The 24,559-nt window shown below is 49.9% G+C and carries 22 protein-coding genes and 1 pseudogene; 11 read left to right on the forward strand and 12 right to left on the reverse strand.

The genetic code is table 11. The annotated features are described in order from the left end of the window. The first annotated feature begins 349 nt into the window (after positions 1-349). Both EJO50_RS12165 and EJO50_RS12170 read left to right on the forward strand, forming a co-directional pair. On the forward strand, positions 350-2,332 hold the full coding sequence (locus tag EJO50_RS12165; protein ID WP_125974520.1) for an acyltransferase family protein: 1,983 nt from the start codon (positions 350-352) through the stop codon (positions 2,330-2,332). A 244-nt stretch (positions 2,333-2,576) separates the two neighbouring features. Further along, complete coding sequence (locus EJO50_RS12170) at positions 2,577-3,071, forward strand: DUF6630 family protein (RefSeq protein WP_206434382.1); 495 nt, start codon at positions 2,577-2,579, stop codon at positions 3,069-3,071. Positions 3,072-3,246: 175 nt separating this feature from the next. Here the strand turns inward: EJO50_RS12170 and EJO50_RS12175 are convergent, their stop codons facing one another. After that, positions 3,247-4,239: an NAD(P)/FAD-dependent oxidoreductase gene (locus EJO50_RS12175; RefSeq protein WP_125974524.1), complete on the reverse strand. Its 993-nt coding sequence runs from the start codon at positions 4,237-4,239 to the stop codon at positions 3,247-3,249. 389 nt (positions 4,240-4,628) lie between these two features. Here EJO50_RS12175 and EJO50_RS12180 point away from each other — a divergent pair, with 389 nt between their 5' ends. The 5 genes from EJO50_RS12180 to EJO50_RS12200 all read left to right on the forward strand — a co-directional run bounded on the left by EJO50_RS12180 (position 4,629) and on the right by EJO50_RS12200 (position 11,714). Further along, positions 4,629-6,368: an ABC transporter ATP-binding protein gene (locus tag EJO50_RS12180; protein ID WP_125974525.1), complete on the forward strand. Its 1,740-nt coding sequence runs from the start codon at positions 4,629-4,631 to the stop codon at positions 6,366-6,368. Between the two features lie 171 nt (positions 6,369-6,539). Then, positions 6,540-8,279, forward strand: a complete 1,740-nt coding sequence (locus EJO50_RS12185) for an ABC transporter ATP-binding protein (RefSeq protein WP_125974528.1) — start codon at positions 6,540-6,542, stop codon at positions 8,277-8,279. Positions 8,280-8,432: 153 nt separating this feature from the next. Further along, positions 8,433-9,041 (forward strand): FMN-binding negative transcriptional regulator, encoded by a 609-nt coding sequence (locus tag EJO50_RS12190; RefSeq protein ID WP_125974530.1) that lies wholly within the window; start codon positions 8,433-8,435, stop codon positions 9,039-9,041. A gap of 310 nt (positions 9,042-9,351) precedes the next feature. Beyond that, positions 9,352-10,230: a phosphoribosylaminoimidazolesuccinocarboxamide synthase gene (locus EJO50_RS12195; protein WP_125974532.1), complete on the forward strand. Its 879-nt coding sequence runs from the start codon at positions 9,352-9,354 to the stop codon at positions 10,228-10,230. A 215-nt stretch (positions 10,231-10,445) separates the two neighbouring features. Continuing rightward, complete coding sequence (locus EJO50_RS12200) at positions 10,446-11,714, forward strand: EAL and HDOD domain-containing protein (RefSeq protein WP_125974534.1); 1,269 nt, start codon at positions 10,446-10,448, stop codon at positions 11,712-11,714. Between the two features lie 23 nt (positions 11,715-11,737). Here EJO50_RS12200 and EJO50_RS12205 read toward each other — a convergent pair whose 3' ends face one another. Further along, positions 11,738-13,417, reverse strand: a complete 1,680-nt coding sequence (locus EJO50_RS12205) for an LTA synthase family protein (RefSeq protein WP_164521500.1) — start codon at positions 13,415-13,417, stop codon at positions 11,738-11,740. A 250-nt stretch (positions 13,418-13,667) separates the two neighbouring features. On the opposite strand from EJO50_RS12205, the gene trhA reads away from it, so the two are divergent. Further along, complete coding sequence (gene trhA, locus EJO50_RS12210; RefSeq protein ID WP_125974538.1) at positions 13,668-14,285, forward strand: PAQR family membrane homeostasis protein TrhA; 618 nt, start codon at positions 13,668-13,670, stop codon at positions 14,283-14,285. Positions 14,286-14,313: 28 nt separating this feature from the next. Here trhA and EJO50_RS12215 read toward each other — a convergent pair whose 3' ends face one another. The 4 genes from EJO50_RS12215 to asd form a co-directional block, all read right to left on the reverse strand. After that, complete coding sequence (locus EJO50_RS12215; RefSeq protein ID WP_125974540.1) at positions 14,314-15,111, reverse strand: sulfite exporter TauE/SafE family protein; 798 nt, start codon at positions 15,109-15,111, stop codon at positions 14,314-14,316. Next, on the reverse strand, positions 15,105-15,563 hold the full coding sequence (locus tag EJO50_RS12220; protein ID WP_125974542.1) for an EVE domain-containing protein: 459 nt from the start codon (positions 15,561-15,563) through the stop codon (positions 15,105-15,107). Before EJO50_RS12220 ends, EJO50_RS12215 begins: the two co-directional genes overlap by 7 nt. 61 nt (positions 15,564-15,624) lie before the next feature. Further along, complete coding sequence (locus tag EJO50_RS12225) at positions 15,625-16,389, reverse strand: sulfite exporter TauE/SafE family protein (RefSeq protein WP_206434383.1); 765 nt, start codon at positions 16,387-16,389, stop codon at positions 15,625-15,627. A gap of 164 nt (positions 16,390-16,553) precedes the next feature. Next, positions 16,554-17,657: an aspartate-semialdehyde dehydrogenase gene (asd, locus tag EJO50_RS12230; protein ID WP_125974544.1), complete on the reverse strand. Its 1,104-nt coding sequence runs from the start codon at positions 17,655-17,657 to the stop codon at positions 16,554-16,556. Positions 17,658-17,850: 193 nt separating this feature from the next. Here asd and dtd point away from each other — a divergent pair, with 193 nt between their 5' ends. From dtd to EJO50_RS12245, 3 genes are all read left to right on the forward strand, one after another. Then, positions 17,851-18,303: a D-aminoacyl-tRNA deacylase gene (gene dtd / locus EJO50_RS12235; protein ID WP_125974546.1), complete on the forward strand. Its 453-nt coding sequence runs from the start codon at positions 17,851-17,853 to the stop codon at positions 18,301-18,303. Positions 18,304-18,717: 414 nt separating this feature from the next. Beyond that, on the forward strand, positions 18,718-19,011 hold the full coding sequence (locus tag EJO50_RS12240) for a hypothetical protein (protein ID WP_125974548.1): 294 nt from the start codon (positions 18,718-18,720) through the stop codon (positions 19,009-19,011). A gap of 53 nt (positions 19,012-19,064) precedes the next feature. Continuing rightward, entirely contained in the window at positions 19,065-20,414 is a 1,350-nt protein-coding gene (locus tag EJO50_RS12245; RefSeq protein ID WP_125974550.1) for an MATE family efflux transporter, read from the forward strand. A 57-nt stretch (positions 20,415-20,471) separates the two neighbouring features. Here the strand turns inward: EJO50_RS12245 and EJO50_RS12250 are convergent, their stop codons facing one another. The 6 genes and pseudogenes from EJO50_RS12250 to EJO50_RS12275 form a co-directional block, all read right to left on the reverse strand. Then, a complete protein-coding gene (locus EJO50_RS12250) occupies positions 20,472-20,951 on the reverse strand; it encodes a hypothetical protein (protein WP_125974552.1) in 480 nt (159 codons plus the stop codon). Positions 20,952-20,990: 39 nt separating this feature from the next. Continuing rightward, complete coding sequence (locus EJO50_RS12255; RefSeq protein WP_125974554.1) at positions 20,991-21,491, reverse strand: DUF2199 domain-containing protein; 501 nt, start codon at positions 21,489-21,491, stop codon at positions 20,991-20,993. Beyond that, positions 21,488-21,919, reverse strand: a complete 432-nt coding sequence (locus EJO50_RS12260) for an SGNH/GDSL hydrolase family protein (protein ID WP_125974556.1) — start codon at positions 21,917-21,919, stop codon at positions 21,488-21,490. The genes EJO50_RS12255 and EJO50_RS12260 overlap by 4 nt, the downstream gene beginning before the upstream one ends. Positions 21,920-21,938: 19 nt before the next feature. Beyond that, positions 21,939-22,403 (reverse strand): annotated as a pseudogene (gene aac(6') / locus EJO50_RS12265) (aminoglycoside 6'-N-acetyltransferase). Positions 22,404-22,547: 144 nt separating this feature from the next. Then, positions 22,548-23,528: a hypothetical protein gene (locus EJO50_RS12270; protein WP_206434385.1), complete on the reverse strand. Its 981-nt coding sequence runs from the start codon at positions 23,526-23,528 to the stop codon at positions 22,548-22,550. Between the two features lie 298 nt (positions 23,529-23,826). Further along, complete coding sequence (locus tag EJO50_RS12275) at positions 23,827-24,540, reverse strand: hypothetical protein (protein ID WP_125974558.1); 714 nt, start codon at positions 24,538-24,540, stop codon at positions 23,827-23,829. Between the last annotated feature and the right edge of the window lie 19 nt (positions 24,541-24,559).

Raw genomic sequence — 24,559 nt, forward strand, 5'->3', positions numbered from 1 at the left:
AACAAAACCAATAATTAAACATATAAACCCAATATTTATGCGGCCTATAGCACTATTTCGTACATTTTGGGTAAATTAGGCCGTGCTCGCATTTGATTCACAATTGCAGCCAACGCAGTAGTGAATTAAATAGATATCCAGCCAAACCTGCAAAAAAATCCACTTCAATGCGGATTTTTGCTTTTAAAGATCAATAAAACACATCGCTATCTGCTATGAATAAATCATAAAACGGGAAGAGCATATCAATCACGCCTATCCCGCATACAACCCTTGCTACTTTGCATCACACCACCGATATGCTTTACAATCGGCAGGTGTTTTTATGCGTTTATCATAAAGGCAGCTAATGAATCTAATTAATAAAGCACCCCTTTCCGGCTATATTGCGGAAATAGATAGCCTGCGAGCCATCGCTGTTTTAGCGGTTATTTTATTTCATTTCAATCCGCTGATTTTGCCCGGTGGTTTTTCAGGGGTAGATGTCTTTTTTGTGATTTCCGGCTACGTAGTCAGCGCTAGCCTGGCAAAAAGCAGCCATGCTCATTTTGTGAGCTTTGTGCTGCAATTTTACTCCCGGCGCATTATCCGTATCTACCCGGCACTACTGGCCTGCCTGATTGTTATTGGCCTGCTACAAACACTGTTTGTTCCCGCATCATGGCTAAGCCAAAGCAGTAACAACACCGCCCTGTACGCCTTTGCCGGCTTAAGTAATTTTGCACTGATCTGGTTTAATGATGGCTATTTCTCACCGCGCGTAGAATTTAATGCTTTTACCCATACCTGGTCTTTAGCAGTTGAAGAGCAATTTTATCTGCTGTTTCCCTTTGTGTTTTTTATCTGGATTAAATACAAAGAACAAAAAAACTTGATGGGGAAAATTGCTGCATACCTATTACCACTACTATTTTTTATTTCTTTACTTTATTGTGCCTATGAAACCCAATCGGCTCCAGACCATGCTTATTATCTGCTGCCCAGCCGATTCTGGGAGCTAGCCAGTGGTGCAATGCTGTTTATATTTCACCAGCAAAATAAATTAATTGCCCGATCAAAACACAGTTCAAATTTTGCCATTGCGCTTGGCATTATATTAATTGTGGCTGCATTTATGTATTCTGATCCTAAATCCTTTCCGTTTCCCTGGGCGCTATTAGCAACAAGTGGCACTTTATGTCTAATTACCGGCGTAACCGGCCAATCAGATAAAGGGTTTTTAAGAATTACCCTTCAATTTTCATGGCTGGTTTATATCGGTAAAATATCCTATTCGCTCTATTTATGGCACTGGCCTGTTCTGGTGCTTTTCAGATGGACAAGCGGTCTGGATCACCCTGGCAATATCCTGGCCGCAGTATTAGCTACGGGCTTATGCAGTATTTTTTCCTACCATTTTCTAGAGCGGCCAATACGCAAAAATATCTTTATTCATAGTAAGCAAAACTGGAAAATTGTAAGCGGTGGTGTTTCAATTATTTTGCTCTGCTTTATTTCTACCCAGTATATTTTTAAAGCTCAGCCATGGCTTAGCCTAAGCGTTACCCGCGATGTGCAAAACTGGTATCCCGAGCCCTGGCCATCGGCTGGCGGTGATCTGAAAACCCCTGCATTTACCAAACGAAGGATCTTTATTCTGGGCGATTCGCATGCTGCCGCTTATCGCACCATGCTGCGTAAACTGAGTGATGAGCAAGGCATTGAAGTTTTACCTTACTCCGCAGCCGGCTGCCCTGTTGCCAATTTACGCCAGACAGCAGATTCGCGCTGTGCAGAATTTATTGAACAAGCACTCAGGCAAATCGAACAAACGGCCCAGGCAGGAGATCTGATTTTTTTAGCCTCACTCAGAATGCCCCGCTTAAGCGATCAGTGGACTACCTTTATCGAAGCACAGGTTTTTGACTCCAACCACAAAGCGGACGAGCATCGTAATCAGGTGCTGGCAGAAGCAGAAAACATTATTAACCGTCTGGAAAAACGCTCGTTAATTGTCATGCTGGACGCGCCCAAGCCTGTTTTTAAATCCCCCCCATTTCGCTGCTCGGACTGGTTTAATGCCAGCAATCCCATCTGCCAAAGCGGGCTCAGTATAAAACGCAGCTACTTACAAGAAATGAGTAAGCCCGCCACCACAACACTCGCCGCTTTACAAAAACACCATCCTAAGCTGCTTGTCTGGGAAACTTTCTCTGCTCTGTGCCCATCAGACACCTGTTCGGCTTTTGATCAGCAATTGCCTTTGTTTTTTGATGGTGATCATTTAAGCGCCCATGGCAACCGGGTGCTCTACCCCTCGTTTCTCGCCCTGCTACGTGCAGCCTGGCGGTAGCTTAAGACTTTTGAAAGCATATGCAATACATTATCTATGAACCACAGAAAGCAAGGGCAAAGAAAGTATCTATACAATCCAGGCATATTATGGCCAAATTATTATGCTGGTAATCAGTAAAATTAGTATGTTACATGATGCAAATCGCTCATCTTATTTAGCTTTCAAATTGCTAAATAAGGAGTAGATTTTAGCCATGCAAGTGACTGAATATACTTTTAATCGTATTTAAAAGGAGTCCATCGTGAGTACTACTAACGAAGCAGCCATCAAGCGACTTTTAGAACTGATTAATCTGGATGACCATGCCGCTGTTGAAGCACAATGGGCGGCATTTGAAGAGGAACGGGATGCCCAAAACGATGATGAATCTGACGATGAACCTGAGCTGATCTGGATCATCAAAGATGTGACCGACTGGGAATCCGGCTTCTTTGTTGATTGGAAAGATACCGAATCCTTTACCGCCAGCGTAGAAACACTGGCTGAACGTGTCGATGTCAGCATCGACTGGGGTATGGATGACCCGGATGACGAATTTCTGGACAATACCAGTGTGCCAGACCTTATGGAAGCCGCCTTCGAGCAACTTCGCAAGCATGGCTACACACTGTGGAACTGGGCAACGGGCAGCGATTGCTACGGTGGCTGGATCACGAAAAGCACTGATGATGAAGAAATGCTGGGGCTTTCTGAAGTACTGGGTGTGGAATTCAGAACGGGTGATATGCCATTTTAAGTACTATGGTGCAAAACCCACCAAATCTAGTTCTGTAGCGCGAGTAAAACCCGCGAGCAATGCTGAAAAGTATGCAGGTTGCACCCCATGAAGGCACTAAAAAGATCTTTTTGACTTTGCTTAGTGCTCATGAGGGTGTATCCACCCTGCATCATTCGTACGACGTAGCTGACGTCTATGCCACCAGCAAAGCCCCGGCCAATGCAAAGCCAGAGCGGTAAGCGCCCTCTGCTTTGCCGCCTGCCAGCCAATCCCCGGCTAAAGCCAGACCATCATCACTTAAGACATAGGGCTTTTCGGCAGCAACCATGGCACTGCTGGCGTAGCGCCAGCGGTAAGCACTCATTTGCAGCAGTTTGAACACCGGTAAATTATCCACTGGCATATCGTGGAATAAATCACCAAAAGCACGTGTCAACAGCGCACAGGCTTTATCCGGTGTTAAAGCCAGATGCTCGCGTGACCATTCTGGTGAGGCATGCGCCACCCAGTTTTCTTCACTGCCACGGCCTGGTTTGCTGGTGTTTCTTGCCAGCCAGGTAAACGGGCCCTGATTAATAGACAAGCCGTCAAAAGGCAGATCAATCGGCCTTGCCGAATGAATCAGCAGTGCCCAGCATGGCTCCATCGGGCAAGATGCGGCAAGCGCAGCCAAGGCATGACCGGCTGGCAGTAGCGGTGCAAGCTGATCGGCAGGCATAGCCAGCACCAGCTTATCTGCCCGCCAGCTTTCCTCTCCTGCCAGTACTTGCCAGCTGCCATCCAGATTGCGGATACCATCAATATCAATCTCGAATAAAACTTCGATTCCTTCAACCAGCTGATGCAAGGGCGCATCCATGCCCGGCACACCAACCCAGCGTTGCTGCACGCCCGGCTGGCTAAAATATTCACCATCCCAGGCCTGAACTTTGCCTGCCCATTCGTCCACACAGCCCGCTTGCTGCCACTTTGCAACTTGCGCTACAAAATCGCTGTCGCTGACGGTAAAGTACTGCGCGCCATGATCCCACCCGCCTTTTGCCGTGCTGCGGCAAGCCATACGCCCGCCTAAACCCGGGGCTTTTTCTAATACTACAACTTTCTTACCGGCATCTTGCAAACGCCGCGCACAGCTTAAACCTGCCATGCCTGCACCAAGAATCAGAACATCGTAATGGGAAGACATGATTTCTCTCTTTCAAACAATTAATGAGCTATAGCCCAATCTTACCAGCCCATTCCTTACTTGCGATTTATAACTTGGCATTCGCTGGCAAAGCCCCAACATCACTTTAAATACAGCCCGAGCAGGTTTAATAAAATCGTGATCTGTTTCTATAAGAAATTCTGTGATACCGAAAATCCCCTGCGCATCCAATTCGGAGATGATCAATATATTATTTCGAAGCACTTTTATACGGCAAAAAACACCGTACATTTAATACACAAGAAGTAGGTAATGCTTGCTATTCAGCTTACCAATTCCTAGATAAAATCTTGCGTAATATCTAAGCATTAAATTAGGCCTGATCGCCTTGTTACCTGCACCAGCTGAAGCTTTCGAGATCTCCCCTTATGACGTTATTTAAATTATTGGGCGACTTTGTCCGTCGCCATTGGCGTGCCTATATTTTGGCTGCGCTGATGCTCTTTGCCGTAGCCCTGCTGACGGTATGGATTCCTCGCAGGGTAGGCCAGCTAATTGATGGTTTAGTCAATAAATCACTAAGCACTGATTTACTGCTCTGGCAATTAGCCGGCCTGGTGGCCATGGGCCTGACTATTTATTTTTTGCGTGTTGGCTGGCGTTTACAGCTGTTTACAGCAGCTTATCGCCTGGGGATTGAGCTTAGAGTACAGCTTTACCAAAAGCTGGCCGCGCAAGGCCCGGCCTTTTATCATCTCCAGCGCACCGGCGATTTGATGGCGCGTGGCACGAATGATATCGACGCCGTAGAAATGGCCGCAGGCGAAGCCATGCTGGCCGGTTTTGATGGCTCGATGACACTGATACTGGTGCTGGCCATGATGACGCTGGGCATAGACTGGCGCTTGGCCGCCGTGGCTCTGCTGCCCTTCCCTTTGATGGCGTTTGGCTTTTGGCGGCTGTCGCGCCAGGTGCATCAAGCCTCTACCGATTCACTGGAGCGCTTTTCGGCACTTAACGATCATGTGCAGGAAACCCTGGCTGGCGTGCGTACGCTGCGGGCTTTGGGCTTAGAAGGCAGAAACAGCAAGGTGCTCTCCGGCCTGGCCGAAAACGCCGCCAAAGCAAGCCTGAATGAGCAGCGCTGGGAGGCCGCATTTGAACCGGTAGTCGGCATGACACTGACTGCTGCCAGCATATTAACGCTGTCTTTAGGCGGCTATCTGGTTTGGCACAATCAGCTGAGCATTGGCGAGCTGACCAGCTTTAGCATGTATCTGGGCCAGCTGATCTGGCCGATGTTTGCTGCGGGTTGGGTGCTTTCTTTGCTGGAGCGCGGCAAAGCGGCATGGGCGCGGCTTGATCCCTTATTAAGCCAGCCACTGACGGTGGATGATTACGGTGTTGTCGAAAGCACACCTAATGGCTTGCTAAATTTTGATGCAATCGAGTTTACTTACCCGGAACAAAACCACGCCGCACTGGCAGGTATTTCGCTTAGCCTTGCTGCCGGGCAAACACTGGCGCTGGTTGGGCCAACGGGCGCAGGCAAATCGACGCTGCTGCGTATGTTGCTGCGCCAATACCATCCGCAAAGCGGCACAGTGCGCTGGAATGGCATCAACGTTGAAGACTATAAATTGCAGCAGCTGCGCTCGGCCATGAGCTGGGTGCCGCAGGAATCATTTTTATTCTCGGCGTCGCTTGCAGAAAATATTGCCCTGATCAAGCCGGACGCCACGCAGACCGAAATCGAGCGAGTCGCCAAGCTGGCAGCGGTGCACGACGATATTCTGCGTCTGCCGCAGGGCTATGCAACGCCGGTGGGCGAGAAAGGTGTATCGCTTTCTGGCGGGCAACGCCAGCGCGTCGCCATCGCCCGCGCCCTGCTATCCGACGCGCCGCTCTTGCTGCTCGACGACGCGCTATCGGCCGTCGACACACAAACTGAAACACAGATTCTGGATCACCTCAGAGACACCAAACAGGGGCGCAGCATGATTATCGTCAGCCACCGCCTCTCTGCCGTAGTCGACGCCAACCATATTGCGGTACTGAAAAACGGCAAGGTAGTAGAAAGTGGCAAGCACCAGGAGTTAGTTGAGCTAGACGGCTGGTACGCCAGCCAATGGCGCTACCAACAGCTGGAAGCCAGCCTGGAAGAGTGATTGAATAAACCCAGACCTTAAACCACGGAGAAAAACACTTTATTAAAAGGGTTTATCCGTGAAATTCCATGTTCTCTGTGCCCTCCTTGTTTCAAGGTTTGGGCTTTGAAGCCTTTACACTGAATTTTCAACTGCAGATTTGAAGTTGCTTGTAAGCAAAAAGGTTAATCTATGAGCGAACGTAAGCAAGCTATTTCGCTGCTTAATCATGCTGCGCTGCCAGAGCGCCGTCATTTGTGGCTGGGTTTATTCTGGCTGATCTGCGCTGCGCTGCTGGAGGCCGCAGGGCCACTGCTGGGCAAGATGTTTATTGATCAGCATCTCTTGCCGCACATTTTAAACTGGCCCGAGATTTTTATGCTGCTAGGTGGCGGGCTGGCTTGTGGCTGGGCAGCGTCTTTGATTCGCTATTTTCAGCTACTGCGCCTTGCCGGTGTTGCGATGCGCTCGGTCAAACGCTTACGCGAGCGGGTTTACAGCCACGTGTTAGCACTACCGATGGCGTTTTTTGATAAGGCCATCACTGGCCAGCTGGTCAGCCGCGTTACTAACGATACCGAATCGGTCAAAGCACTGTATGTGCAAGTGCTATTTGTGATGCTCGATAGCCTGATTGTGGTGCTCGGTACGCTAACAGCCATGGCCTGGCTCAACTGGCGCCTGATGCTGATTGTGCTGATCCTGATTCCGGCGGTGGTTTTGATTGTGTGGCTGTATCAGCGCTGGAGCGCGCCGTCGGTAACCCAGGCGCGCCAGTTGCGCAGCGATATCAATGCCCAGATGGCCGAATCCATTGCCGGGATGAGCGTATTACAGGCAACGAACTCCGAGCAACGCTTTACCGCCCGTTTTCAAAATACCAACAACAGCCTTTACGCCGCGCGCATGGCCGAACTGCGCGCCAATGCCTGGCTGCTGCGCCCTGCGCTGGATTTTTTAAATGTGGCACTGCTCGCCACCGTCATCTGGATATTTGGTAAGCAAAGCTTTAGCGGCCTGGAGATTGGCGTGCTGTACGCCTTTGTCAGCTATATCGCCCGCGTAGTGGAGCCACTGATTCAAATCACCATGCAATTTAGCCAGATCCAGCAGGCAGTGGTGTCCGCAGCGCGGGTCAATGTATTGCTGGGTGAAAAACAGGCCATCAATGGTAATGGGCTGGGCCAGATCAGCCAGGGCGCAGTGCACTTTAAAGATGTGGCCTTTGGTTATGATGCCAGGCACCCCGTGCTGCACGATCTATCGCTCGCTATTTCGGCCGGCTCTTTCTACGGCATTGTAGGGCACACCGGCAGCGGTAAATCAACGCTGCTCTCCTTACTGCTGCGCTTTTACACACCACAAGCCGGGGAAATCGAAATTGATGGTTATCCGCTACTGGAAATTGGCGATGCCGCGTTCAGAAGCGGTGTGGGCCTCGTGCCGCAAGACCCGTTTTTGCTGGCGTCCAGCGCGCGCGACAATATTGATATGGGCCGCAAACTTAGCCAGGAAGAAATCGAAACCGCCGCTAAAGCAGCCAATGTGCACCAACTGATTTTAAGCTTAGAAAACGGCTATGACACCGATATGGGCGAAAGCGGCACGCGGCTCTCTACCGGCCAAAAACAGCTAATCGCCATCGCCCGAGCACTGGCTGGCAAACCGCGCATCCTGCTGCTGGACGAAGCCACCTCGCATATCGACAGTGAAACCGAGCAAATTGTCCAGCAAGCTTTATCCCGCCTGCACGGCAAGGTCACCATGATCTCGATCGCCCATCGCCTTTCCACCATCCGCGACGCCGATCAAATCATCGTACTCAACCACGGCCGCATCGCAGAAAAAGGCAAGCACGAAGAGCTGATGCAAATCGAGCGCGGCATTTATCAGCGGCTTTATCTGTTGCAGCAGCTGGATGCGGGCACTTAAAAAACCTAAGATCTGTAGGCACAGAGAACACGGAGTTTAAAAAGCAGCACACAAAGAAAACCTTAAGCGATTAAGGCATTTGAGTTTTCTCAGTGTTCTCATTTATTTCTGTGCCTACAGAACTTAGTCTTTAAAGCTTTTAAAGGTTAAACCATGTACACCCCTGCCTCCTTTGCCGTCAAAGATACAGAAATACTGCATGACTTTATTCGGGATTACGGCTTTGCCACGCTGATCAGCCAGGTGGATGGCAAGGCGTTTGCCAGCCATTTACCGCTCACTTTAATATGCGACGAGCAAAAACTGGTCGGCCATATCGCGCGGGCTAATCCGCATTGGCAGGCATGGCAAAATAATGCCGAGGTGCTGGTGATTTTCCAGGGGCCGCACAGCTATGTCTCGCACCGCTACTACCCCAATGGTCCGCAGGTACCCACCTGGAACTACAGCGCAGTGCACGTGACTGGCTGTATTGAATTGCAGGAGAACCCCGCCCCGGCCTTAGCCACCCTGCTCGCTCAATACGAAGGCGAGCCTTATAAGCGGCCAGACATCATGCCTGCCGAATTTATCCAACGCTTACAAGCGGCAATTGTGGGCTTTGAAATCAGCATCACCTCGCTCAGTGGCAAATTCAAGCTTTCCCAAAATAAACCGCAGGCAGCCCAAGAACACATTATTCAAGCCTTAGCCAAAGGCTCGCCAGCCGATCAGGAACTGGCAGCCTTTATGCAAAAACACCAGACCAAACCCAAGTCTTGAACCACGGAGAGCACAGAGAAAACCAAGAAAAATAATAGTTTTTTCCAAACCTTTCATGGCTCTCTTAGAGAACTATGTTTTGCTCACTGTACCTTACCCCAAACCTTGAAACACAAAGATAAGAAAATTAGGCACACAGCACTCCTCAAGGTTTTCTCCGTGTTCTCTGTGGTTCAAGGTTGGGGTTTTTAGCGTGCCCCCCTATAAATCGCGTCTTTTAACTAAAGACTTGGCAGCTTTTATGCGAAAGCTAAAATAATCGGGCAAAATAGCAGCCTGTTGCTTCACTCTGCTGCTTTAAGGAAATGCGATGACCGGCCTTACCACGACCAATTTGACCAGCCTGACTAAAATTTATTCGGGCAAAGTACGCGATCTTTACGCGATTGATGATGCGCGCATGCTGATGATCGCAACCGACCGCCTTTCTGCATTTGATGTGATTCTGGCCGAGCCGATTCCTGAAAAAGGCAAAATCCTGACCGCTATTTCCAACTTCTGGTTTGATAAGCTCAAAGACGTGGTGCCCAGCCACTTCACCGGCGAGCGTGCAGAAGACGTGGTCAGTGCAGCTGACCTGCCTCAGGTTGAAGGCCGCGCCGTGGTAGTAAAGCGCCTGAAACCAGTGGCTGTAGAAGCGATTGTTCGCGGCTATATCGCAGGCTCTGGCTGGAAAGAGTATCAACAAAACGGCAGCATCTGCGGCATGGCTTTGCCTGCTGGTTTACGCGAAGCAGATCAGTTACCTGAGCCTGTTTTCACCCCGTCCACCAAAGCAGAATTGGGCGACCATGATGAAAATATCAGCTATGCGCGCTGTGAAGAAGTAATTGGCGTGGAGCTTGCCGCCAGGGTGCGCGATACCGCCATTGCACTCTATAAAGCCGCCAGCATTTACGCGGCAACCTGCGGCATTATCATTGCCGACACCAAGTTTGAATTTGGCCTGGATACCGATGGCACGCTGTGCCTGATGGATGAAGCGCTGACACCAGATTCAAGCCGCTTCTGGCCTGCCGATCAATACGTACCAGGCAGTAATCCTCCCAGCTACGACAAGCAGTTTGTGCGTGACTGGCTGGAAACCACCGGCTGGGACAAAACCCCGCCAGCCCCTGCCCTGCCTTTGGAAGTTGCTGAAAAAACCGCCGCTAAATACCGCGAAGCACTGGATAAGCTGACTAAGTAAAACATAATTTAAAAACCGGCCGACAGCTTCAATAAAAGCTGGCGGCCTGCTCACCTCCAGGCAATTAAGGCGTTCTGTGCCCGCGTATTTACCCGCACGCAGCACAGCGTTGGCCAGGCTAAGTAACAGATCTGCCATCCTCCCAACACACCCTCGCAACAACCCCTATTTCTTCTGCTAGGCTTAAGCACTTCTCTGCCTAATGCTCAGATACCATGTTTAATTTCTTACAACAGCTTTTTGTGAAGCCGCCACCACCACCTGCACGCCCTGTTTATCAAGGCCCTGCAATTGCATTACAGCTGCAACTCATAAATATTATCGATAATGATGGCAAAATCATTGGCAGCCTGCTTCGCAGGAGGGCAAATAACAAAGAAAGCCTTACACAGACTTTACTGGAAGAAAGAGAGTTAATCTGTCACGCCGTACGCCTGGGTACAACGGCGGGTAAAAAACGCCTGCGCCTGCTGGAAATATCTGCTGGCAGCTTGCTACAGCCAGAGCTGGCACAATTTGCTGAACAGGGAGGAATGCTGCTGCTCAATACCAACACCGCCTTGCCCGAGCATGGCCTGACCGCATTACAGAAGCTTCAAAAAGCGGGGTTAGGATTGGTGCTCCAGCTACCTGCCACATGGTCATCCGAGATTGTTACCCAGGCTCAGTGGCTAAGCTTCTCAGTTAATGGCAAGCTGGCCACCGATATAGAAAAACTGGTACAGCGCATTAAAGTGCAGGCCCCAAACAAACCCATGCTGATGCTGGATTTAGCCTGGCATGATGAGTTCCAGCTTTGCCAGCAGCTGGGTATTACCTATGCCGCAGGCAGGTTGTTTCACCAGAACACCTGGCGGGAAGGCCCTATCGAAGCTGGATTTTTAAGAATTATCGATTTACTGAATTTGCTGCAGCAAGACGCCAGCAATAATGAAATTGCGCTGTCACTAAAAACCGATCCGCTGCTCTCTTTCAGGGTACTGGCACAAGCCAACTCGGCCGCCGAAGCACGCAATAAAAAAATAGACACGCTAGATCAGGCCCTGGTGGCATTGGGCCGGGAACGTTTATACCGCTGGCTTTCCTTACTACTGTTTTCCTTACCCGGCCAGGAAAGGCCTAACCCTGCCCTGCTGGAATATGCCTTATTACGCGCCGAGCTCACCGAGCGTCTGGGAAGCCAGCGCTGGCCTCAGGAAAAAGATCATCTGTATTTACTGGGTCTATTTTCCGTACTAGAGCAGCTAATCCACCGCCCCCTGACACAAATTGTCGGGCTGCTTAAGCTGCCGGAAGCCGTCTGCTCCGCGCTGCTGAACAGCACAGGCCCCTATGCCCCATTTCTAAGCCTCGCCATTGCCAGCGAATCTGCACAGTGCCCGGATGCCAGGCTGCTGGTTGAATGCGGGATCAATGCAAATCATTTTTTCAAAATGTATTACGAAGCACTGCTTAGCGTTGAGGCCGCCAGCGAAGGAGCGTAGCTTACAAAACAGAATGATCCGGTCTAAAACAAACGCTCGGCAAATAATGCGGGTTCGAACACCTTGCGCCACTCTACCTGCTGGGTAGGCACAAGCTGATCAGACTCTCTGGCACAGAGACTGGATAACGCCCCCCAGAAAGGATCCTCCTTAGGCAATAGCTGAGCTAATTCCCCAGGCAAGCAGAACATCGGTTTTCCGGCCAGATTGCCAATCATACCGGCCGCAAGATCTGGCCTGCTGGCCTTGATAAATAAAGGAACTTCAGCGCGCTTTCGCCATTGCTGAGGCGTTAGTTTATAAGCAAAGCGAAATTTATCGTTGCGATCGCCTTTACTGCGAAAAAAATGATCATCAAAGACGCCTTTACGATAAAAAGCGGCTGTCAAAGAAGGCTTATGATCACCAATCAAAGCAATCACCAGCGGGCGTTTACGCTTTTTTGCCTGAGCCTCAAGCTGCTTCACAAATTTTTCCAGATGTTTTACTGCAGCATTCAGACGCTGATTGTAATCGCCCATTCCGCCGTCATAATCTCTGTCTGTGTAATTACCGTGTGTCATTACGGTTACCAAGGACAGCATGGTTTTGCCTTTAGCCGGGCCTTGCGCATAAGCTTTAAGCGCAGCATCATATAAAAGACCATCGTCCGGCCAGGTTCTGGTTTTCCATGACATCTCTTCTACAAAACGTGTCGAACTAAAGCCAAAACTAGGGTAGATATTGCTCCGCTTCCAGAAATTGCCATAAAAATTATGCATGCCAATTGTTCGGTAACCCGCATCTTTGTAGCGGGAAACCAGTGTTGCCGCATCCTTGCGGTAGCTGCTGGCATAATTCTGATAATCAATACCCGGTAAAACAGCAGACGACAAGCCCGTTAACATTTCAAACTCGGCCTCTGCCGTGCCTCCCCCATACACAGGGCTGAGCATCATGCTGGCACTAAAGCCCTTTTGCTTCAAACGCGCAATCGGCGTTATAAAGTGATCATCATCCAGGCTGGTAAAACAGGCTTCACATAAAATCAGCACCACATCCGGCTCAATGGCCTGCTGTGTTTTAAGTGTGCCCAGCGTGTAAAAGGAATGAGCCCCGGCAGACGGCAGTTTCACACTTTCAGCCGTTTGATAAAGATGGACCAGTAAGCCATTTTGCCGAGTGTTCTGAATAAAGTTATATGACAGATAACTTGCCTTAAAATGCTCGGCCAGGATGCTGCTGCTGGTTTTGTTAAGCACCCCATGATCAAAAATACGTATCAGTAAAAGAGCAGGTAAGAGCAGAGCCAGGGCTAACCGCCACCATGCAAAGCGCGGCCTTTTCCAGACTCCCACACCCACGGCACACGCCACTAACAATGAAAACGCAATCATTTCCCAGTTCAGATAGCTGGCTAAAGATACACCCTGAGAAACCTCAAACAGATCACGGGCCAGCAGCGGCTCACCCGTCTGCCCTTCTTTTAACCAGCTCGCCTGGCAGAGCAAACCTTCCAGCCCAATTGCCACAACCGTTGCAGCCCAACGATTCAGGACCAGGGCCAAAAATGCAAACAGCAAGCCAGAAAACAGGAGGCGCTGCACGCTCCAGTTCTGATCTACAAAATAACGCCCAAGCAGCAGCAAAAGCACCGGGCCAAGAATAAAGGCCAGTTGCTTAACTATTTTTCTAAAAAAAACAGCCTTCTCGAAATACGACATCAGCATAAACCGGCAGAAACACACGTAATTAAAAGGGGCGGCAAATCTAGCATAAAATCAACCGATTAACGTAATAAAATCATGATGAAGCACACTATTTACAGATAAAATTCCTCCTGTAAACATAGATAAAGTTATATCGCTGAGTTTTTTGTAATAAAAACCAAACTCATTTATAAGGCATTTGTACCAAGCATGCGGCATCTATAGCCGCTATCCTCGGGCAGCCTTATACCAACAAAGGATCATTATGTACCATGGAGAGCGCTTCAATAGCTGGAGCCACTTAATCGGGGCGGCACTCGCGGTCAGCGGGCTGATCGTGCTCGTCACGTTTGCAGCAATGACAGGCGATCCGTGGAAAATCGTCAGTGTAGCGGTTTATGGCAGCACACTGGTGCTACTCTATGTTGTTTCTACCCTTTATCATTCACTCAAGGGCAAAGCCAAAGCTGTTTTCCAGCGGCTGGATCACTGTGCCATTTACCTATTAATTGCAGGCAGCTATACGCCTTTTGCCCTCGTCACCCTAAGAGGCCCCCTGGGCTGGACCATTTTTGGCGTGAACTGGGCACTGGCGATCTTCGGCATCGTGCAGGAAAATATTCTGGGAAAACGCACCCGTATCTTGTCCTTAGGCATTTACGTGGTGATGGGCTGGTTAATTATCTTTGCCATCAAGCCCTTAATGGCAGCACTCCCCCCCGCAGGTATGAGCTGGCTGGCTGCAGGCGGCGTAGTCTATACCCTGGGAATTGTATTTTACGTACTCGACACCCGCATCCCCCACGGTCATGGCATCTGGCATCTGTTCGTGCTCGGCGGCAGCCTCTGCCAATTTATCAGCATTTTGTTTTATGTGATTTAGGGCGGGTAAAACCCGCCCCACGTGACGATTACAACAAACTCCACAGCATCTTGCTTGCCAGCACAATCAACAGAGCTGCGAAACATTTTTTTAGTACCGGCACAGGCAGGCGGTGTGCCGCGGCAGCACCTACTTTGGCCATGGGGAAACTGGCCAGCACAATACCCGCCAGCGCAGGCAGGTATACAAAGCCTAAAGCACCTTGTGGCAGCGCATTTGCCGCCCAGCCACTCACCACATAACCCAATGCCCCGGCCAGAGCAATCGGAAAACCAATCGCGGCCGAAGTGCCTATCGCCTCTTTTACCGGCACATTGCACAGCGTCATAAATGGTACGGATAAAGATCCGCCACCTATACCTACCCAGCTGGAAACCAGGCCGATAGAAGTCCCCACCGCCGTCATGCCGCCTTTGCCGGGCAAGGCTCTGGATGGCTTAGGTTTAATATCCAGCAGCATTTGGGCCGCCACCAAATAAGCAAACACCACAAAAAACCACTGCAAGCCTAAACCGGGGATAAAAGCCGCCAACTGTGCGCCAGCAAAAGTGCCCAGTAAAATGCCCGGCGTGATGCTTTTTACCACCGGCCAGCGCACAGCACCACGGGCATGGTGGGCCTTCAGGCTGGCAATACCGGTAAACACAATCGTCGCCATTGATGTACCCAAAGCCAGGTGCTGATGATGCTCTGGCGGCAGACCAAGCAGAGCAAACACATACAAGAGCGCAGGCACAATCACGAGTCCACCGCCCACGCCCAGCAAACCCGCTAAAAACCCGGCAATCAGCCCGACGCTTAAATAGGCCAGAATCGCGGTCAGCATAGTTTTGCCAGAATAAAGGCGGCATCTGCGGCAGACACAGGGGTAATGGACAGCCGCGAGCCTTTTTGCAATAACATCATCTGCGCCAGCTCTGGATGGCTACGCAACTCGCTCAAGCTTAATAAGCGTGTTTTTTGTACGAAACACACATCAACTTGCAGCCAGCGTGGCTTATCAAGCGTTGATTTTGCGTCAAAATACTCAGAGGCAGTATCAAACTGGGTAGGGTCCGGGTAGGCCGGGCGGCAGACTGTGGCAAGGCCGGCAATACCGGGCTCTTTACAGCTGGAATGATAAAAAAACACCACGTCACCAAGCTGCATCTGATCGCGCATAAAATTACGGGCCTGATAATTACGCACGCCATACCAGCCCACTGTCTGATCGGAACGCGCCGCCAGATCATCAATCGACACATCATCCGGCTCTGATTTCATCAACCAATAATTCATCTCTAACCCTTTATAAAACCAACATCAAAACCCAAATCTTATGTTGTTTTCAGATACGTATTTAGTGCCGGAAAGTATCCCATACCAGCTTAGAAATTAGTGTGACCGATAAAATCAAAAATAAGCGGCGTACCCAGACGTTTCCGCCTTTTAAGGCCATTTTGCTGCCCACTTGCGCCCCGGCGATATTGGCCATCCCCATTGGGATGGCGTAACCCCAGATCAGCATTTTGGCGGGAATAAAGAACGCCAGCGCAGCCAGATTGGTGGCTAAATTCACCACTTTGGCCGATGCCGAAGCGCGTAAAAAATCAAAATGAAATAAGCGTACAAACAGAAAAATCAAAAATGAACCGGTGCCGGGACCAAAGAATCCATCATAAAACCCGATCACCAGCCCAATCAATAAGCCAATATAGAGATCACGGCGGGTCAGCGCCCGCTCTGCGTCTTCATGCCCGAATGACGGTTTTAGCCAGGTGTAAGCCAGCATAATGGCAAGCAGACCAATCACCAGCGGGCGCACCCATTCCAATGGCAGCAAATGCAAAGAGCGCGCACCCAGATAGGAGCCAACAAAGGCAGCAGCGGCCATCGGTAATAAAACATTCCACGGCAATTTAACCCGCCGTGCATAGCGCACAGCGGCAGATGCCGTACCCATCATCGAAGATAATTTATTGCTACCAAAAAGAGCTGCTGGAATTTCGCGCGGCAAGACCGCAAAGAGGCCCGGAATCATCACCAGCCCACCACCGCCTACGGCAGCGTCGATTAAACCGGCAGTAAAAGCGAGTGGGAGCAGAAGAATTAAATCAGTAAGCATAGAAACTCGCAGATGCAGATAGCTGACCATTATCATGCAAGCTTCAAATCAGTAACAGAAACAGATTTATTTATCATGCACCGTAACAGGCAAAAAAATAGAGCACAGATATGCTCTATTTCCACTATTCCAACGCGTGGGCACAAGCCGTGCCCCCCCTGAAATTAGCCCAACAAAATCCGCAACATACGACGTAATGGCTCGGCAGCGCCCCAGAGCAGCTGATCACCGATCACAAATGCGCTGATGTATTCCGGGCCCATATTGAGCTTACGTACACGGCCTACGCCGATGTCCATTTTGCCGGTGATAGAAGCCGGGGTCAGCTCTTTAACCGTTACCGAGCGGTCATTTGGTACCCATTTCACCCACTGATTGCCAGACTGAATCAGTGCTTCAATTTCGGCAAGTGGCAGATCTTTATTTAGCTTAATAGTCAAAGCAAGGCTGTGGCAGCGCATCGCACCGATACGCACACAGAGACCATCAACAGGAATAGCCGCTTCATTACCAAGAATTTTATTCACCTCAGCCTGACCTTTCCATTCTTCCTTGGTCTGGCCGTTATCCAGCTGCGCGTCAATCCAGGGAATCAGGCCGCCGGCCAAGGGAGCGCCAAAGAATTCTGTAGGTACATCGCTGCGGATTGTTTCGGCAACCTTACGATCGATTTCTAAAATCGCCGAAGCAGGCGTTGCTAATTCATCGGCTACCGAACCATACACCACGCCCATACCCTTAATCAGCTCGCGCATATGATTTGCGCCGCCGCCGGATGCCGCTTGGTAAGTCATTGAGCTCACCCAATCGACCAAGCCTGCTTTAAACAAACCACCCATACCCATCAGCATGATGGAATTAGTACAATTGCCGCCAATATAGTTTTTAACGCCTTTAGCCAAAGAGGCTCGGATCAAATCGTCATTGACCGGATCAAGTACGATTACTGCGTTTTCTTCCATACGCAGGGTAGAAGCCGCATCAATCCAGTAACCATCCCAACCTGCAGCGCGCAGTTTCGGAAAAATATCTGAGGTGTAATCACCGCCCTGACAGGAAATAATCACATCCATCGCAGCCAGCTCAGCGATGTCGTTAGCGTTTTTCAGTGTGCCTGCGTCTTTGCCAAAATTCGGAGCGGCCTGGCCAGCTTGCGAAGTCGTAAAGAATACCGGATCAATCACATCAAAATCTTTTTCTTCCTGCATACGTTGCATGAGGACAGAACCCACCATGCCGCGCCAGCCAACCAGACCTACTTTTTTCATGGGTTTATCCCTAGCAGTAAAATAAATCAGAATACTGAATATTCAGCATATTGACTAGCTGCCGCCCCTTTTCTTAGGAAAATGTAAATCGGGACTCTTCCATACAAATACGCCAATTACACTTGATGTCTGCATATAATATTTGTGCTTACAAAATAGTCAGTCGCGGTAATATCTTTGCTCAGGGGGAAAAATGCGCGTCTTAATTCAAAGAGTAAAGCAGGCCAGTGTGGCAGTAGATGGCGAAATCTGCGGGCAGATAGCTGCGGGATTATTGCTGCTGGTTGGCATTGAAAACAGCGATTCTGAAACCGATTTAAACTGGACCGCAAAAAAAATATGCAATTTGCGTATCTTTGAAGATGAAGCACAGGTGATGAATCGCTCGGTACTTGATTGCCAGGGCGAAATGCTGGCGGTTTCGCAATTCACGCTATTTGGCTCCTATAACAAGGGTAATCGCCCATCCTGGGGCAGAGCTGCCAGGGGGGAAATTTCCCAGCCGCTATTTAATGCCTTTGTGCAAAAACTGGCCCAGCTAAGCGCCAAACCTGTTCCTACAGGCATTTTTGGCGCGGATATGCAGGTTGAGCTGATTAATGACGGCCCGATCACGCTGATGTTAGATTCAAAAAATCCTGAGTAGCCGCCGCCGGGCCTGGGTATCCATAGTGAGGAAGTGCCCGGTTTGAAAATATTTTGATTATTTTTGAATCGGGCTGGGGGTGATTAAGCCCAGGCCCGGCATTTTTACAGCAGAACAGAATCAAGCCTGACAGGCTGCCAGATAAAGCTGCTTGACAGCAAATCAACTCATTGCCAGAATGAACCACACAGCGCCGAGTTGATTTTGCCAGCTTGCGGGCGCTTTATAAATACAGCTAAAGCAGCGTCACCCGCGCTTGCGGGTTTTTTGTTTTACGCGCCAATTAATCGACAACTTGCGAGGCGCGCCCAAGTCGGCAGTACAGATATGGGGAAATATCGCTAAAGCGTTGGCCGCATCTGATTTCAAAAACCTTGCGACCGGCTTCCCACTGTTTGAATTAGGAATGCTGCCATGTACGACTGCCTAGCCCAGGAATTAACTCAAGCCACCCGCGAACTGCATCCGGCCCTGCGCTGGAAAACACAAAGCTGGCTGCGCCTTAGTGCCAAACGCAATACCTCACCTCTGGCACTATCCAAGGCCTTTGCTGCAGCCAGCAGCCTGGGCTTTCGTACCGAGAATCTGGCCAATGGCAGCGTCGTTATTCTGGATATAAATTTGCAAGATGCACTAATGTTTAGCCGACGCTATCCCGGTTTGCTTGCCGAATACGAACCTATCAATCCATTTTGCTTGCATAAATAGTAGCCAGTCAAACGACAGACTGATCTACTTAGCAGGCACAAAAGTAGATCACTATGAACAGCCGACTCACTGATATTCGCGCCACCTGGCATCTTGCATGGCCTATTGCCATCGGGCAACTCGCAACCACAGGCACTTCATTTATTGATGCGGTGATGGCCGGGCGAGTTTCGGCAGGTGATCTGGCTGCAGTATCAGTGGGCTCGTCCATCTGGGTAACTGTGATGGTGACAATGATGGGATTTTTACTAGCCATCAGCCCGCTGGTTGCACAGAAAATTGGCGCAAATGATCTTAAGCCTATTGCTAACCTGACTCAGCAAGCACTACTGCAAGCTTTGTTACTGGCGCTGGCCGGCCTGATTTTAATTCGCTTCACCCTGCCAGTTTTTAATCATCTGGGCCTTGAAGCAATTGTCGCCCATAAGGCACAAGAGTTTTTAAAAGCCGTCAGCTGGGGCCTGCCAGCCTTTGCCTGCTACCGCGTTTTGTATTGCTACAGCGCGGCACTGAATCAGACCAAACCCATGATGGTGATTTCTATCTTTTGCCTTTTGCTCAATATCCCTTGCAACTGGGTACTAATCTACGGCCACTGGGGCTTTCCAGCCATGGGTGGCGTGGGCTGCGGCTGGGCAACCGCTTTTTGTGTATGGGTTAATTTCCTGCTATTGGCCACATGGATTCGCTACGCCCGCGTTTATACAAACACTCAGCCATTTCGTGCATGGCAGAGCATAAACTGGCAAGCACAAAAACAGCTGATCAAGCTGGGCCTGCCCATTGGTATGATGTTTTTTGTAGAGGTCAGCGCATTTAGCCTGATCGGCTTATTAATTGCCCGCTTGGGCACGGTTACCGTTGCGGCACACCAGATCACACTGAATTTCTCATCGCTCACCTTTATGGTGCCGATGGCGCTCGGCACCGCACTCACCGTCAGGGTGGGGCATGCGATTGGTGCAGGGGATTATAAAAATGCTCGTTTTATTGGCCAGACAGGCATTCGCATGGGGTTAAGTGTTGCCCTCTTAACCGGCACGGCCATGATTTTTGCCTCGCGTTTTATTGCAGGTTTTTACACCAGTGATACCGTTGTCCTGATGCTGGCCAGCCAGCTGCTGGTGTTGGCAGGCTTCTTCCAGTTTTCCGACGCCACGCAAGTGGTGGTGGCAGGCGTATTACGCGGCTACAAATCCACCCGTGGCCCCATGCTGATTCACCTTACCGCCTTTTGGGCGATCGGTATTCCGCTGGGCTATTTGCTCACCTTTGGTACATCTACGATTCCCGGCCACGGCGTACAAGGCTACTGGATTGCGCTCATCGCCGCCCTGACCTGCGCCGCCCTTGCCCTGATGGCGCTGTTTCGCAGGATTAGTTTGAAACAGTTGGCGAACTAAGCTTGGCTCGCGTTTAACAGCCTTGCATGCCCTAAAAAATCATAAGGCCTCCATCTCTTAGTCATCCTCCAGCACCTGCTTAATACGGGAATTCGCCATGATGATCCCCGCCGGATAGAGAACTGCAGCCCAAGCAATAAAAGGCAGTAAAAAAAGTCCTGATGATCCACCTGACTGTGAACTCATTATATTAAGCAGATATGCAGACCCCAAAGGCCCAAGGTGGCCGAGTAGCAAAACAAATGAGGCACCATGAGCTTGCGCTTCGTCCCAAACATCCAGGGAAAAAGCTCTCATACCCTGGGATATCGCAACAGTGAAAAATCCTGAGCCGCAAGTCCAGAAAGACAACACAATGATCCAGCCTATATTTTCAGAAATTTTGAACCACTGCAGAAAATCAAACAAAAATAATGAGCTAATAACGATGCTCATCAAAATGCCAGAGATGAAAAAGAGCGCCACATGATAAGAAGCAAATTCAAGCCGTGAGAGCATAAGATTCCTAACTTGATAAACACCAAGTGTGGCCAGCATATAGGCGCTTTTTTCTCTGCGACATAGCCGGGTATTTAACTACCGGTGCAAAGCAGCCTCTGCAATCTGCTGAACCCGGGCCATTGATATACCGTGATATTGCTCTAGTGCAAGTGGGTGGTCTGTATGCTCAAGCAAAATGCTGGGCCACTCCCCAACGGGGCCGGTTTGTACCTGAGTTTTAAGGCTAAGTGTGCTTGGCGTATAGGGCAAATCGCTTTGCAGCCAGCCAAAATAGGGCGGCTCACTTTCGCGGCCTTCACTTTCCCAAAGCTCACCGCTACGAAGAAAATTTGCTTCACTCAGCGAAACCCAAGCCAGCCATATAAGCGGCCCCATGCCATCATGCACCGGAATGAGAATACGCCCAAGGATAAAGAAGTGCCCCCCATCAATAACACATTGATCCGAAGTAAGCTCCGCCCGGCTTGCTCGCTTGTCCTCAGGGATGGAATACCAGAGAGCAGGTGCGCCCGCTCCCAGGCACATCGGTAACTCATTATGTTGCTCATTACAGGTTCTGCAAAGATACAAACTCATTCTGCTGCCTTGGTAGATGAAAATAAAAGCCACAATCGTAGTATCTGAACTTTAACGAATCTGGCCCAGCCCCGCACGGCAGAAATCATGGTGGACAGATTGGCGCAGAATTCGTCCAGCGGCACATATTGCCCATCGGCCAGCCTGCTGTTGCAATCGTTCATTCCGGCCATCAGCAGAGCTATATCCGGCTTAAAGCGCGCCACGCGCAGGGGGAAATGGCCCAGCATCTGCCGCGTGTTATGCCCGGAGCACGCGGTATTAAGCACCACATCATCTGGCCGCTCCAGCTCAAAACGCAGCCGCTCGGTAAAGTGCTCGCTAAAACAGCGCGCGCCCACTGTATGCAGCACACCATGGGTAATGCTGTCGCCGTAAAACAGCCAGGTGCGCGGGGAGGAGGATTGCTGCAGGCTAGGTAAAATCATGGCGATTTCCGTAAGTGCGTCAGTTTCTTAGTAAATAAGCAGCGGCGGCTGCTTTGATATCAGCGATCCGGCGGGGATTGATGTTTATGCAGGGCGATTTATGCATGGCATGGCTCTGGATATTGTCTATTGCCGCATCAGAGGCAAATTCCTTGCAGCCATACTCTTTGGCCCATTGCTCGGCGGCAGCAACCAGCTTGCCCGCGATGCCGCGCCGTCTTGCGCTGGGCTCAACATAAATTCCTTCAAGAAAAGCCACCGGCGAAGACTCCGTGCCATTTACATAATCGCCCCGCGCGGCCAGCTCAATAAACCCAAGCGCCCTGCCAGATTGATCGTATTCCACAAATTAGGCAAAACGCTGCGGCGAAGCTAAAAAAAGCGCCATTTCTGCCAAGTGCTCAGCATTTGAACAATCAGGCCAAAGCGCTGCCCGAAGATCAAGCCAGCCCGGCTGATTAAGAGATTTACAGGGAGTGATCATTTCAAGACCTCAAAAGATGCAGGCCGCCCAAAACAAGGCCAAGGGGTGTAATCAAATAGAGGATGTGGGCCGCAAATAAACGCTGGGCATTACACCGCACGAGGTGGTGCATTGCGGGTTATGACTTTGTGCGGCCTTTTAAGGTTAGTGAACACCGCATAATGCCCCCTGGCAATTCAGCGTGTTGAAATCATAAACAGCAGAATGTCCCGGCTCGCCATCTGGTTTTGGTACGCCCTTACGAATCAGGAAGGTCGCCGAATTTCCACCATACAACCCAGAAGGGTAAGTAAATGGTTTAAGCACTACATACGCATTGTATACAGACATCTTTGGAGGCTTAGGAACGCCTTGACCAGCAACCGGCGGTATATCTCTTTGTGGCGAACTTTTCAGAACTGCATCGGCCCAAGCTTGAGCATCAGCGGCGGTAGCCTTTCGTAAAAGCCCTCTGCGAACAGCATCTTCTAATCCTGCAGGACCCGCAATCGGTGCAGCTTTGTCATAAAACAACTCAGGTATAGTTTCACCAGATGTAAGCAACTTACTTCCAGCTGGCAAAGGCTCTCCGACAACTACCTTGCCATTTGTTGCAGGGAAGACCATATCAACCTGACGTGCAAAAACACGCTTGGACAAAGGATTCAAAGGGGCCAGATTATCAGGGGTAACGTAGAAGTATCCGCATGGCCCCAGATTGTCGTAAGTGCTAAGCAGTAATGGAGTGCCTTTCGCCAGCCCGGCTACAGCCTGCCGATGATATCCCCCAACTAACACCGCAATGATTTTAGTTGCTTTTGACCAACCAATATTCCAAATCGTTGGTTCATAGGCACCAAGCATCAATACAACAGGCTTATTGGGGCTATTTACCACAACATCAATCTGTGTTCCTTCATGGCCGCTCTGATCAATTTGAAACGCAATCTTTCGGCCAGAGTAGGCTCCTGCCGCGAACACAGCAAATTCCTTGGGCAATTTTAATTCCGGAAAACCACAAGCCGTTTTTTCCACAGTAATTGCTTGCGATTTCGTTTCCGGCTCAAAATTAAACTGCTTAAGCTCAGTAGCCCATGAAATAGAAATAGACGCAAACACAATGAGTAGGGTGCTGATAAGTTTCATAACATTCCGTTGATCGTTAACGTTTCAATTCACCGGCCAGTGCGACTTATCTCGCATACTCGGTGAAATGATGGTTTTGACCGCAAGCGATGACAAACTTCCGGTGTAACAAGCATCCAAAATCCTGCAGGACAAAGAGACTTACAGACCTGTAGGGCGGGTTAGCCGCAGGCGTAACCCGTGATTCAAGGATGGTAGCGGAGTGAGTGGTGAGTGGGTTGGTGCTAGTGATTGGCAGTACCACTTAACGCAGGTAGATACTACTACCCAGCCCTACTAGGTCCGCTTGGTCAATGGGTTAGAGCTCTTCAATGCTGGCTGGCGATCTGTGTTCAAGTTGAGGGAGTTTCGTACCACTTGGCAACTCTTCAGCTCTTGACTGAGTCTGCCAAACGATGTCAGTAATCTCTCGGATTCTGTCGACTATTGGCTTCGCGTCTTCACCCAATTTCCCAATCACAACGCCAGCATCACCAATTAGTCCCCAGAATCGATCAAGGTCTGACACCTTTTTATGAAGTTCTGACTGTAGCTTTTCCAAACGCCGAAGTAGTCGCTGCTGGTGCTCCTTCTCGAAGTGACCTGCATCAGCGATTAGCTCTCGTAATTGATTCACCAGTGCTTGAACCCGATCTAAATCGCCTTGAGAGAATTCGTATAAAAAGCCCGAACTTAGTGATGTCTTAAAACGGTTTCGGAGTGCAGATACTAGAAGTTTGGCTTCTTCACCTACGCAGATTTCACGCACCTCGTGGATAAATTCGAACAATGTTCCGCACTCATTTGAGCCTCCGTTTGCGATTACCGGGTACTCTAGCCGTACTGGCAACAAGCCAGATTCAATAACCTCCACCAGCAGCGCATAGGCTTCTATCAAAATCGTAAAGTCAGAATCGCGCCATCCTTCTTGGCTCTCGAGATCAAGATGCTCAAAAGTTTTGCCGCAGAGGCTAATCGTCCCCCGGACTGGGTCTTCCTTTAGCGTGGCAATAAACTCATCAGAGAAGAGCATCAACCGTTCCTTAAATTAA

This window comes from Iodobacter ciconiae, from assembly GCF_003952345.1.
Classification (GTDB): Bacteria; Pseudomonadota; Gammaproteobacteria; order Burkholderiales; family Chitinibacteraceae; genus Iodobacter; species Iodobacter ciconiae.